This is a genomic window from Streptomyces sp. NBC_01618 (assembly GCF_045209435.1).
GTDB lineage: Bacteria > Actinomycetota > Actinomycetes > Streptomycetales > Streptomycetaceae > Streptomyces.
Map to the genome: position 1 here is coordinate 6,333,840 of NZ_CP109297.1, position 12,760 is coordinate 6,346,599.

The 12,760-nt window shown below is 67.1% G+C and carries 9 protein-coding genes; all 9 read left to right on the forward strand.

Features of this window, described 5'->3' with window-relative positions; genetic code table 11:
* The first annotated feature begins 450 nt into the window (after positions 1-450).
* The 9 genes from ngcE (at position 451) to OH735_RS29335 (ending at position 12,726) form a co-directional block, all read left to right on the forward strand.
* Positions 451-1,899 carry an N-acetylglucosamine/diacetylchitobiose ABC transporter substrate-binding protein gene (gene ngcE, locus OH735_RS29295; RefSeq protein WP_406384634.1) on the forward strand — a complete coding sequence of 483 codons (1,449 nt, stop codon included), beginning with the start codon at positions 451-453 and terminating at the stop codon, positions 1,897-1,899.
* Positions 1,900-1,949: 50 nt separating this feature from the next.
* Entirely contained in the window at positions 1,950-2,873 is a 924-nt protein-coding gene (locus tag OH735_RS29300) for a carbohydrate ABC transporter permease (protein ID WP_406384635.1), read from the forward strand.
* A 91-nt stretch (positions 2,874-2,964) separates the two neighbouring features.
* Entirely contained in the window at positions 2,965-3,882 is a 918-nt protein-coding gene (locus OH735_RS29305; RefSeq protein ID WP_406384637.1) for a carbohydrate ABC transporter permease, read from the forward strand.
* Between the two features lie 210 nt (positions 3,883-4,092).
* Entirely contained in the window at positions 4,093-5,292 is a 1,200-nt protein-coding gene (locus tag OH735_RS29310; RefSeq protein ID WP_406384638.1) for an ROK family protein, read from the forward strand.
* 122 nt (positions 5,293-5,414) lie between these two features.
* Positions 5,415-6,512, forward strand: a complete 1,098-nt coding sequence (locus tag OH735_RS29315) for a sugar ABC transporter substrate-binding protein (protein WP_406384639.1) — start codon at positions 5,415-5,417, stop codon at positions 6,510-6,512.
* A 144-nt stretch (positions 6,513-6,656) separates the two neighbouring features.
* Complete coding sequence (locus OH735_RS29320) at positions 6,657-7,451, forward strand: ATP-binding cassette domain-containing protein (RefSeq protein WP_406386792.1); 795 nt, start codon at positions 6,657-6,659, stop codon at positions 7,449-7,451.
* Positions 7,448-8,761 (forward strand): sugar ABC transporter permease, encoded by a 1,314-nt coding sequence (locus tag OH735_RS29325; protein WP_406384641.1) that lies wholly within the window; start codon positions 7,448-7,450, stop codon positions 8,759-8,761. Before OH735_RS29320 ends, OH735_RS29325 begins: the two co-directional genes overlap by 4 nt.
* A gap of 148 nt (positions 8,762-8,909) precedes the next feature.
* A complete protein-coding gene (gene dxs / locus OH735_RS29330; RefSeq protein WP_406386793.1) occupies positions 8,910-10,841 on the forward strand; it encodes a 1-deoxy-D-xylulose-5-phosphate synthase in 1,932 nt (643 codons plus the stop codon).
* A 376-nt stretch (positions 10,842-11,217) separates the two neighbouring features.
* On the forward strand, positions 11,218-12,726 hold the full coding sequence (locus OH735_RS29335; protein WP_406384642.1) for an amino acid permease: 1,509 nt from the start codon (positions 11,218-11,220) through the stop codon (positions 12,724-12,726).
* Positions 12,727-12,760 lie beyond the last annotated feature (34 nt).

Genomic DNA, 12,760 nt, shown 5'->3' on the forward strand with positions numbered 1-12,760 from the left:
CGCAAGGTCCAGTAAGGAGCCAAGTGCAGGGATGTGTCAAGGGTGTTGGGCGTGAATCGCCAGCGGAATCGACCGTAATGCGGAAATCGTTACACGCGGACCGGGACGCACGGGGGCCAGGTATCCGCGAGGTCTCAACTCGGGAAAGACTGCCGCTCAAACTTGCATTCGATCTTGCTCAGTTGGTCGCAAGTGGACTATACCTGTCGGCGTCTGTACAGCCGTTTCCGGCGATGCGGACAGGGGGACACGGGAGAACGGTCGAGGACGGCACAACAGGTGCGATCCGATGTCCGAACTCCCCCAACCCCCCACTGCACATGGCTAGCCTGAGATCAGCACTACCCAAGCGCAACTGACCGCGGTGGCGGGGCCCTTCGCCTGTCTGGCGAATATCGACGGGCGACCGGTACACACCGCCTGAGTCCTGGAGAAGGCGAGGACTTGAGCATGGGATCCACCTCCGCCCACAAGAATGAGGGCCTTGGCCGTCGCGATGTGATCAAGCGGTCTGCCGCACTCGGTCTGATCACCGTGCCGACGATGAGCTTCCTGTCGGCGTGTGCGAGCAGCGACGGCGGCAGCGACAAGAAGGTCGAGAAGGGCAAGACCAGCAAGACGAACCCGCTCGGCGTCAACGAGACGGCTCCCCTCGAGGTAGTCATCTTCGACGGTGGTTTCGGCCAGCAGTACGCCCTCGACGCGGAGAAGAAGTACAACGCCGCGTTCCCGAAGGCCCCGAAGGTCAAGCACGCCGCGACCCAGAAGATCCAGTCGCAGCTGCAGCCGCGCTTCAACGGCGGCACCCCGCCGGACCTGATCGACAACTCCGGCGCCGAGCAGATGGACATGGGTGTCCTGGTCGGCAAGAAGCAGCTGCTCGACCTCACGCCGCTGATGGACGCCCCGTCCATCGACGACCCCAGCAAGAAGGTCCGCGACACGCTGCGCCCGGGTGTCCTGGAGATGGGCCAGTTCGACGGCGACCCCGTCTGGATCATGTACTACGCGTACACGGTGTACGGCGTCTGGTACTCGCAGACCGCGCTCGACAACCTCGACGCGCAGTACCCCGAGAACTGGGACGACATGCTCGCCCTCTGCGCTAAGGCGAAGAAGAAGGGCATCGCCGGCTGGACGTACCCCGGCAAGTACCCGTACTACCTGCCGTTCTCGCTCTACCCGTTCATCGCCAAGATCGGTGGCCGGGAGGTTCTCGACAAGATCGACAACCTGGAGCCGAACGCCTGGATGGACCCCGCGGTGAAGGCGGCGTTCGAGGCGTACTACGAGCTGTACCAGAAGGGCTACATCCTCAAGGGCACCCCCGGCCTGACCCACATCCAGTCGCAGACCGAGTGGACCAAGGGCAAGGCGCTGTTCATCCCGAACGGCTCGTGGGTGGAGAACGAGGCGGCGCCGACCACGCCCAAGGACTTCAAGATGATGGTCGCGCCGCCGTCCGGCCTGGACTCGTCCGACAAGATGCCGTTCGGCACCATCTGGGCGTCCGGCGGCGAGCCCTTCATCGTCCCGGCGAAGGCGAAGAACCCCGAGGGCGGCATGGAGCAGCTGCGCATCATGCTCTCCGAGGAGTCGTCGAAGAACTTCACCAAGCAGGTCAAGTCGCTCAGCGCCTTCAACGGCGGCACCGACGGTCTGACCCTGTCGACCGCGATGCAGGCCGGTGTCGACGTGCTGAAGAAGGCCGGCGACAACGTGGTGAACCCGCGTCTGCAGGACTGGTACGTGAAGCTCCAGAAGGAGCAGATCGGCGTCGCCGGCATCGGCGAGATGATGGCGGGCCGCGCGACCCCGGCCGAGACCCTCAAGAAGATCCAGGGCTTCGCTGACGCGGCGGCCAAGGACCAGTCCATCAAGCACTACAAGCACCAGTGAGCAACCGTCACCAGCGGCGGCACCCGCAGAAAGATCGGGGTCGGTAAACGATGCAGCATGGCAAGTACCGTTTCATCGTGGGGTTCTTGGTAGTCCCACTGGCGTTGTACGCGGTCTTCGTCATTTGGCCGTTCATCCAGTCCATTTACTACTCGTTCACGGACTGGACCGGCCTGAGCCCGGACTTCAAGATGGTCGGGTTCGACAACTACACGAGGATGCTGAAGGACGACATCTTCTGGAAGTCGTTGCAGCACAGTGTGTTGCTCGTGCTGCTGCTGCCGCTGGTGACGCTGGGCCTGGCGCTCTTCTTTGCCTTCATGCTCAATGTCGGAGGCCGACGGCGCAAGAACGCCGCGGTCTCCGGCGTGCGGGGCTCGTCCTTCTACAAGATCGCCTATTTCTTCCCGCAGGTGCTCTCGATCGTCATCGTCGCCCTGCTCTTCCAGTTCGCTTTCAACCCCACCAGCGGGATGCTGAATTCGACACTGAAGGCGATCGGTCTGGGATCCATCCAGCCGGACTGGCTGGGCGATCCGAGTCTCGCGCTCGTGTGTGTCATGTCGGTGCTGGTGTGGTCGACGGTCGGATTCTTCGTCGTCCTCTTCTCGGCCGGCATGGCGTCCATCCCGAAGGACTTCTACGAGGCGGCGCTCCTCGACGGCGCCAACCGCTTCACCACGTTCTTCCGCATCACGCTTCCGCTGCTCTGGGACACGGTGCAGTCGGGCTGGGTGTACATGGGGATTTTGGCTCTCGGCGTGGAGGCGTTCACCGCCGTGCAGGTCATGACCGTGGGCCCCGGTGGTCCCGACTACTCGACCACGGTCCTTCCGCTGTACGTGTACCAGACGGCCTTCCGCGACGGGCAGGCCGGATACGCGACAACGATCGGTGTCGGACTGCTCGTCGTCACCATGGCCTTCGCCGCCATCGTGATGCGGCTGGGCCGGCGCGATCGGCTGGAGTTCTGATGCTGCGATTGACGGGGGCCGGCCCCCGGATCACCGGCAGGCACCACAGGTCGGTCTCCGCGTCCGGCTCGACAGTACGAGGTGAGTACACGTGAAGACGACTGACACCCCTCCCGCGGCCCCGGCGGCCGACCCGGCACCCGTGGCCAAGGTGCCCGTGCCCGCCGTCAAGGAGAAGAGCGGCGAGGGCCAGGTCCTCAATGTCTTCTCGCACGGTGTGCTGATCATCTGGGCGATCCTGGTCGTCCTGCCGCTGCTCTGGGCGGTGATGGCGTCCTTCAAGACGGATGACTCGATCCTGTCGACGCCGTGGGCGCTGCCCGACAAGCTGCACTTCGAGAACTGGTCGCGCGCCTGGACCCAGGCGCACATGAGCGACTACTTCTTCAACACCGTCGTGGTGGTGGGCTGCTCGCTCGTCGGAACCCTGCTGCTCGGGTCGATGGCGGCGTACGTACTGGCGCGGTTCGACTTCCCCGGCAACCGCTTCCTCTACTACCTGTTCATCGGCGGGATGAGCTTCCCGATCATCCTGGCGCTGGTCCCGCTGTTCTTCGTCATGAACAACATGGGCCTGCTGAACACGCGGCACGGGCTGATCATGGTCTACATCGCGTATTCGCTGCCGTTCACCGTCTTCTTCCTCACCTCGTTCTTCCGGACACTGCCGAGCTCGGTGGCGGAAGCGGCGATGATCGACGGGGCCTCGCACAGCCGGACGTTCTTCCAGGTGATGCTGCCGATGGCGAAGCCCGGCCTGATCAGCGTCGGCATCTTCAACTTCCTCGGGCAGTGGAACCAGTACATGCTGCCGACGGTGCTCAATACCGATCCGAACCACCGGGTGCTCTCCCAGGGCCTGGTCGAGCTGGCCACCAGCCAGGGGTACAAGGGTGACTGGTCCGGTCTCTTCGCCGGTCTGGTGATGGCGATGCTGCCGGTCCTCGCGGCCTACATCATCTTCCAGCGCCAGGTCGTCGCCGGGCTCACCGCGGGCGCGGTGAAGTAACCCCGAAGATCCTTCGCACACCTCCGTACACACGCGAACCGCCCGTCGGCCATGCGCCGGCGGGCGGTTCGTCGTGTGCGGAAGGCCGCCCCGGGTGAGAGCACCGTGCTCATCCGAGGCTTCGCATGCTCAAGGTCTTGACGGGGGGTACCTCAAAACGCTCAGCTTAGAGTTCACATGTTGGAGAAATCGGTAGGAGTGAGAGAGTCGATGGAGACTCCGGGTTCGCAGACATCTCTGCATCGCGCCAACCTTGAGCGGGTGGTGCGCGCGGTACGCATGGCGGGCTCGCTCACCCAGGCGGAGATCGCACGGAGCACCGGCCTGTCGGCGGCCACCGTCTCCAATATCGTTCGCGAACTGAAGGACAGCGGCACGGTCGAGGTGACCCCCACCTCGGCGGGCGGCCGCCGGGCCCGCAGCGTCTCGCTCAGCGGTGACGCCGGCATCGTGATCGGCGTCGACTTCGGTCATACGCATCTGCGGGTGGCGATCGGCAACCTCGCCCACCAGGTGCTCGCCGAGGAGTCCGAACCGATGGATGTCGACGCCTCGGCCGCGGAGGGGTTCGGGCGGGCGGAACGCCTGGTCAAACGGCTCATCGAGGCCACCGGGATCAGCCCGGACAAGGTGATCGGGGTGGGCCTCGGTGTTCCCGGCCCGATCGACGTCGAGTCCGGCACGCTGGGCTCCACGTCGATCCTGCCGGGCTGGACGGGCATCAACCCCAGCGAGGAGCTCGCGGGCCGGCTCGGCGTGCCGGTGTACGTCGACAACGACGCCAACCTCGGCGCGCTCGGCGAGCTGGTCTGGGGGAGCGGCCGCGGGGTCAAGGACCTCGCGTACATCAAGGTCGCCAGCGGTGTCGGCGCCGGTCTGGTGATCGACGGGCACATCTACCGGGGGCCGGGCGGCACGGCCGGCGAGATCGGGCACATCACGCTCGACGAATCGGGCCCGGTCTGCCGCTGCGGCAACCGCGGCTGCCTGGAGACGTTCACCGCCGCGCGCTACGTCCTGCCGCTGCTCCAGCCCAGCCACGGGCCCGATCTCACCATGGAACGGGTGGTCCAGCTGGCCCGCGAAGGCGATCCGGGCTGCCGTCGGGTGATCGGGGACATCGGGCGCCACATCGGCAGCGGGGTGGCCAACCTCTGCAATCTGCTCAACCCCAGCCGGGTGGTGCTCGGCGGTTCGCTGGCCGACGCGGGCGAGTTGGTGCTCGCACCGATCCGCGACTCGGTCTCCCGCTACGCCATTCCCAGCGCCGCCCGGCAGCTCTCGGTACTGCCGGGGGCGCTCGGCGGCCGGGCCGAAGTGCTGGGTTCGCTGGCCCTGGTGCTGAGTGAGATGGGGGATTCAACCCTTTTGGGAAGCGCCCCGTCTTCGACGGCTCCCGCCTTCACTTAGATAACGAATGGCACCGTTGTCATCTCGTTAAGGATTTACTCCTTGACGCTGATGTCACGGCCGAGTTGACTGCCAGCCACCTCGGCCGCACCGTCGCGGCCTCGTCAGGGAGGCAACCGCACATGAACGCAACGACGCGACGCATTGTCATAGGCACGGCCGCTGTTTCCATGGCCGTCTCCCTTGCCGCCTGTGGCAAGGCGGGCGACGACAACAAGGGTGACAGCGGAGGCGACAGTAAGGCCATCGGCCTGCTTCTGCCGGAGAACAAGACCACCCGTTACGAGACCTTCGACCGCCCCATCATCGAGGCGAAGATCACGCAGCTGTGCGGCGACTGCAAGGTCAAGTACAGCAACGCGGCGGGGGAGAGCGATACCCAGAAGAAGCAGTTCGACGCGCTCATCACCCAGGGTGTGAAGGTCATCATCCTGGACTCCGTCAACTACGAGGCCACCAAGTCCTGGGTGGAGCAGGCGGCCAAGAAGGGCGTCAAGGTCGTCGCGTACGACCGCCTCGCCGAGGGCCCGGTCTCCGCGTACGTGTCGTACGACAACGAGAAGATCGGCCGCCTTCAGGGGGAGGCCATGGTCAAGGCGCTCGGCGCCAAGGCCAAGGAGAGCAACGTTGTCATGATCAACGGCTCGCCGCTCGACCCGAACGCACCGTTCTTCAAGAAGGGTGCCCACAGCGTCCTGGACACCCAGGTCAAGAAGGTCGTCTACGAGCAGGACATCCCGGACTGGTCGCCGGACGAGGCCAACAAGAAGATGGGCGCGGCCATCGACTCCCTGGGCAAGGACGGCTTCCAGGGCGTCTACTCCGCCAACGACGGCATGGCCGGCGGCATCATCACTGCCCTGAACAAGCAGGGCATCAAGGTCCCGGTCGGCGGTCAGGACTCCGAGCTCGCCGGGCTGCAGCGCATCCTCAAGGGCGACCAGGCCTTCACGATCTACAAGCAGATCAAGCCGGAAGCGGAGACCACCGCCGAGATCGCGGTCAAGCTCCTCAAGGGCGAGAAGTTCGACGAGCTGACCCCGACCAAGGTCGACAGTGTCTCCGGCGCGGTCAAGGGCATCCCGGCCAAGCTGTACGACGCGCAGGTCGTGACCAAGGAGAACGTCGCCGACACGATCATCGCCGACAAGGTCTACAAGGCCTCGGAGATCTGCACGCCCGAGTACAAGGCGGCTTGCGAAGCAGCCGGTATCAAGTAGCGCCTTCGGGCCGTGCCTCCGGGCACCCCTTGCCGGTCCGGCGCCCGCTCCGTCAACGCCCCGCAGGCGGGGGCGGGCGCCGGACTTCTCTCGCACACCCCTGTGCTCAGCACCACCATCCCCGCCGGTCAGGCGGCGAAGGAGATGATTCACGTGTCCGCTACGCCCGTGCTGGCGTTGCGCGGAATCTCCAAGCGGTTCGGCGCCGTCCAGGCGCTCACCGATGTGGACCTGGAGATTCACCCCGGCGAGGTCGTCGCCCTGGTCGGCGACAACGGTGCCGGCAAGTCGACCCTCGTCAAGACCATTTCGGGTGTCCACCCGATCGATGAAGGCGTCATCGAGTGGGAGGGCGAGGCGGTACGGATCAACCGGCCGAACAACGCCCAGGATCTCGGAATCGCCACCGTCTACCAGGACTTGGCGCTCTGCGACAACCTCGATGTCGTCGCCAACCTCTTCCTCGGCAGCGAACTGCGCAAGGTCTCCGTCCTCGACGAGATCGCGATGGAGAAGCGCGCCAAGGAACTGCTGGACACCCTCTCCATCCGGATCCCCAGCGTCCGCATCCCGGTCGCCGCGCTCTCGGGCGGTCAGCGTCAAGTCGTGGCCATCGCACGCGCGTTGATCGGTGACCCCAAGATCGTCATCCTGGACGAACCGACCGCGGCACTCGGCGTCGAGCAGACCGCCCAGGTCCTCGACCTGGTCGAGCGGTTGCGTGAGCGGGGCCACGGCGTCATCCTCATCAGCCACAACATGGCCGACGTGCGCGCCGTCGCGGACCGCGTGGCGGTGCTCCGCCTGGGCCGCAACAACGGTGTCTTCGATGTGGCGGGCACCTCCCACGAAGAGATCATCGCCGCGATCACCGGCGCCACGGACAATGCCGTCACACGTCGCCAAGCGCGCACGGCCACGAAGGAGGACGCGAAGTGAGCGACCTCGCCAAGACCCCCGGGACCTCCACCGAGAAGCCCGCCCCGCAACCACCGGCCGCCGAGCAGTCGGCAGCCCCCGTACCCGCCGTCGACCCGCGTCTGCTCATCCGCGAGGAGGGCTTCAAGGGCTACTGGTCGGAGTTCACGCGCAAGGTGCGCGGCGGTGAGCTCGGCTCGCTGCCCGTCTTCGTCGGCCTGATCGTCATCGCAGTCGTCTTCCAGTTCCAGAACAGCAACTTCCTCTCCGCGAGCTCCGTCGCCAACATCGCCGTCTACAGCTCCGGCATCGGCATCATGGCGGTCGGCATCGTGTTCGTGCTGCTGCTCGGCGAGATCGACCTCTCGGTCGGCTCCGTCGCGGGGGTCGGCGCGGCCGTCTGGGCCGTACTCAACGTCAACAACGGCTGGAACGAGTGGCTCGCGATCATCGTCGCCGTTCTCTCCGGAATGGCTCTCGGCGCGCTGCACGGCTTCTTCTTCGCCAAGATCGGCGTACCGGCGTTCGTCGTCACCCTGGCGGGCTTCCTCGGCTGGAGCGGCCTGCAGGACTGGATGATGGGCGGGGAGGGCTCGATCAACACGCCGTCCGGCAGTGTCGTCGAGAACCTGACCAACTACTTCTTCGAGGACAAGGCCGCCGGCTACGGACTCGCCCTGGTAGCCGTTCTCGCGTACGGCGCCTCGCTCCTGGTGGACAGCAGGCGCCGCAAGACGGCGGGTCTGCCCGCCCGGCCGACCGGCGAGGTCGTGCTGCGTACCGCGGTCGTCGCGATCCTGTGCTTCGCCGTCGCGTACGTCCTGAACGAGCCCGTGGGCGCCCGTGGCCTGCCGCTCGCCCTGGTGCTCTTCCTCGCCGTCCTGATCGTCGCGGACTTCGTCGCCCGGCGCACGAGCTTCGGCCGCCAGGTCTTCGCGGTCGGCGGCAACCCGGAGGCCGCGCGCCGTGCCGGTATCAACGTCGACCGGGTCCGGATCACCGTCTTCGCCCTGTCCGGCACGCTGGGCGCCTTCGGCGGCCTCTTCATCGCCAGCCTCTCCGGCGGCGCCACGAAGAGCGTCGGCGGCGGCAACACACTGATGCTGGTCATCGCCGCCGCCGTCATCGGTGGCACCAGCCTCTTCGGAGGCCGGGGCAAGGTCTGGTCCGCGCTCCTCGGCATGATCGTGATCCAGTCGATCCAGCAGGGCCTGAACATGATCGGTATGGCCAACGCCATCCAGTACATGATCACCGGCGCTGTTCTGCTGGCCGCCGTGGTCATCGACTCGGTCTCCCGCCGCACCCAGAAGACCGCAGGTCGCGCCTGACATCGCGGCCGGCCCCCAGTGCCGGGTACTGGGGGCTGCGCGGCAGGGGGTGGGGCAGCACACCCGTGCCCGATGCCTGCCGCGACGGGCGGAACACTAGACTCATCGGATCGGCATGCTCGATCAGCTCAAACGCAAGGAGGAACGGGTGGCTCTGCTGACCCGCATCGGTGGACCGCGCGACCTGGACCGGCTGACTCCCGAGCAGCTGGACCAGCTCGCCGAGGAGATCCGGACCTTCCTCGTCGACGCCGTTTCGAAGACCGGCGGACACCTCGGTCCCAACCTGGGCGTGGTCGAGCTGACCATCGCCCTGCACCGGGTCTTCGACTCGCCGAAGGACAAGGTGCTGTTCGACACCGGTCACCAGAGCTATGTGCACAAGCTCCTCACCGGTCGCCAGGACTTCTCGAAGCTCAAGAGCAAGGGCGGCCTCTCCGGCTACCCCTCCCGCGCGGAGTCCGAGCACGACATCATCGAGAACTCGCACGCCTCCACGGTCCTCGGCTGGGCCGACGGCCTCGCCAAGGCCAACGAGGTGCTGGGCAAGAACGACCACGTCGTGGCGGTCATCGGTGACGGCGCGCTCACCGGCGGTATGGCCTGGGAGGCGCTGAACAACATCGCCGCTGCCAAGGACCGCCCGCTCGTCATCGTCGTCAACGACAACGAGCGCTCCTACGCCCCGACCATCGGTGGCCTCGCCAACCACCTCGCCACGCTGCGCACCACCGACGGCTACGAGCGCTTCCTGGCCCGCGGCAAGGACATCCTGGAGCGCACCCCCGTCGTCGGGAAGCCGCTGTACGAGACGCTGCACGGCGCCAAGAAGGGGCTGAAGGACTTCATCGCCCCGCAGGGCATGTTCGAGGACCTCGGCCTGAAGTACGTCGGCCCGATCGACGGCCACGACATCGAGGCCCTGGAGTCCGCGCTCCAGCGCGCCAAGCGCTTCGGCGGGCCCGTCATCGTGCACTGCCTCACAGAGAAGGGCCGCGGCTACACCCCCGCCCTGCTCGACGAGGCCGACCGCTTCCACGCCGTCGGCAAGATCCACCCCGACACCGGCCTCCCCATCGCCACCTCGGGCCTCGACTGGACCTCCGTCTTCGGCGAGGAGATGGTCAAGCTCGGCAAGGAGCGCAAGGACATCGTCGCGATCACCGCGGCCATGCTCCAGCCGGTCGGCCTGGCCAAGTTCGAGAAGGTGTTCCCGGACCGGATCTACGACGTCGGCATCGCCGAGCAGCACGGCGCGGTCTCCGCGGCCGGCCTTGCCACCGGCGGACTGCACCCCGTCTTCGCGGTGTACGCCACCTTCCTCAACCGCGCCTTCGACCAGGTCCTGATGGACGTCGCGCTGCACAAGTGCGGTGTGACCTTCGTCCTGGACCGGGCCGGCGTCACCGGCACCGACGGCGCCTCGCACAACGGCATGTGGGACATGTCGATCCTGCAGTGCGTGCCCACGCTCCGGATCGCCGCCCCGCGCGACGCCGACCAGGTCCGCGCCCAGCTGCGCGAGGCCGTCGAGGTGGACGACGCGCCGACCGTGGTCCGGTTCTCCAAGGGCGCGGTCGGCCCGGCGGTCAAGGCCGTCGGCCGGGTCGGCGGCATGGACGTCCTGCGCGAGCCCGGCACCACCCGGCCGGACGTCCTGCTCGTCTCCGTCGGCGCGCTCGCCCCGATGTGCCTGGAGATCGCCGATCTGCTGGACGCCCAGGGCATCACGACGACGGTCGTCGACCCGCGCTGGGTCAAGCCGGTCGACGAGGCCATGGCCCCGCTGGCCGAGCGGCACCGGGTCGTCGTCACCGTGGAGGACAACAGCAGGGCCGGCGGCGTCGGCTCCGCCGTCGCCCAGGCGCTGCGCGACGCCGGGGTCGACGTACCGCTGCGCGACTTCGGCATCCCGCCGCGCTTCCTCGACCACGCCTCCCGCAAGGAGGTCATGGCCGAGATCGGGCTGACCGCCCCGGACATCGCCCGCCAGGTCACCGGCCTGGTCGCCAAGCTGGACGGCCGCTACGAGCCGGGCGCGGACGACGTCCGCATCGCTGCCGAGCCGGTCCGCGACTAAGACCGACCGGCAAATGGGGGGTGGCGTCGCGGGGCCGGGCACGCGCATCTGCGGCGTTGTCGTCAATCACCAACGCTCCGCGTTGCCTCAATCCTCCGCCTTGCAGCTGCACGCACCCAGCCCCGCTCCTTCTCCCGCCCCCCATTTGCCGGTCGGTCTAAGCCGAGGGCCAGGGACTCTCCGGGCACGGGCGGCCTGCGGACCGCGGTGCCGCGGGGCCGTAGGAGCGAACCGCGATACGGCCGAGGGGCCGGTCGGAGCACCCTATACGGGTGGTCCGACCGGCCCATTCGCGTGAAATCGCCCGGTCCGGACCCCTCCCCGGCAGGCGTGGTCCCAATCATGGCGTACACGACGAGTGCGTGGAGGTACGCCGGTGACTGCCCAGCAGGACACACCACCCAGCAGTGATGGACTGTTCCGGACCAAGACGGTCGAACAGTCCATCCGCGATACCGAGGAGCCCGAGCACGCGCTCAGGAAGTCCCTCTCCGCGCTGGACCTCACGGTCTTCGGAGTGGGCGTCATCATCGGCACCGGCATCTTCGTGCTCACCGGCAAGGTCGCCAAGGAGACCGCCGGCCCCGCGACCGCGCTCGCCTTCGTCGCCGCGGCCGTCGTCTGCGCCCTGGCCGCGCTCTGCTACGCCGAGTTCGCCTCCACCGTCCCCGTCGCCGGCTCCGCGTACACCTTCTCCTACGCCTCGCTCGGGGAACTCGTCGCCTGGATCATCGGCTGGGACCTGGTGCTGGAATTCGCGCTCGGCACGGCGGTGGTGGCGGTCGGCTGGTCCGGCTACGTCCGCTCGCTGCTGGACAACTTCGGCTGGACCATGCCCGACGCGCTCTCCGGAACCGATGTGGCGAAAGGGTTCGGCTTCGACATCCTGGCCTTCGTGCTGGTGCTCGTTTTGACCTTCGTGCTGGTGCTCGGCATGAAGCTCTCGGCCCGGGTCACGGCGATCGTCGTCGCCATCAAGGTCGCCGTGGTGCTGATCGTGATCATCGCCGGACTGTTCTTCATCAAGGCCGCCAACTACTCGCCCTTCATCCCCCCGGCGCAGCCGCAGACCTCGGGTTCCGGACTGACCGCGCCGCTGGTCCAGCTGATGTTCGGTTACGCGCCCACGAACTTCGGTGTCATGGGCATCTTCACCGCCGCCTCCGTCGTCTTCTTCGCCTTCATCGGCTTCGACGTGGTGGCCACCGCCGCGGAGGAGACGAAGGTTCCGCAACGTGACATGCCACGTGGCATCCTCGCCTCGCTCTTCATCTGCACCCTGCTCTATGTCGCCGTTTCGCTGGTGGTCACGGGCATGCAGCACTACACCGAACTGTCCGTCGAAGCCCCGCTGGCCGATGCCTTCAAGGCCGTCGGCCATCCCGTCTACGCCGGGTTCATCAGCTTCGGCGCCGCGATCGGCCTCACCACGGTCTGCCTGATCCTGCTGCTCGGACAGACCCGGGTGTTCTTCGCGATGAGCCGCGACGGACTGCTCCCGCGGTTCTTCTCCGTGACGCACCCGCGCTACCGCACCCCGTACCGCCCGACCATCCTGCTCGGCGTGATCATCGCGATCGTCGCGGGGTTCACGAGCATCAACGAACTGGCGACGCTGGTGAACATCGGCACGCTCTTCGCGTTCGTCGTCGTCGCCCTCGGCGTCATGGTGCTGCGCCGCACCCGCCCCGATCTGCACCGCGCGTTCCGCACCCCGTGGGTGCCGCTGATCCCGATCCTGTCGGTGGCCGCCTCGGTGTGGCTGATGCTCAACCTGCCGGCCGAGACCTGGCTTCGTTTCGCCATCTGGATGATCATCGGCGTGATCATCTACTTCGCGTACGGGCGCGGCCACAGCAGGCTGGCGCGGGGCGATGTGCGGTAGCGGCGCGTCCGGCATGCCCTGTCCCGCGGATACT

Excerpts from the sequence above, each read along its gene's own strand:
- OH735_RS29320 (WP_406386792.1), top strand. The coding sequence starts at position 6,657 with ATGATTCACGTGTCCGCTACGCCCGTGCTGGCGTTGCGCGGAATCTCC.
- OH735_RS29310 (WP_406384638.1), top strand. The coding sequence starts at position 4,093 with ATGGAGACTCCGGGTTCGCAGACATCTCTGCATCGCGCCAACCTTGAG.
- OH735_RS29300 (WP_406384635.1), top strand. The coding sequence starts at position 1,950 with ATGCAGCATGGCAAGTACCGTTTCATCGTGGGGTTCTTGGTAGTCCCA.
- ngcE (WP_406384634.1), top strand. The coding sequence starts at position 451 with ATGGGATCCACCTCCGCCCACAAGAATGAGGGCCTTGGCCGTCGCGAT.
- OH735_RS29315 (WP_406384639.1), top strand. The coding sequence starts at position 5,415 with ATGAACGCAACGACGCGACGCATTGTCATAGGCACGGCCGCTGTTTCC.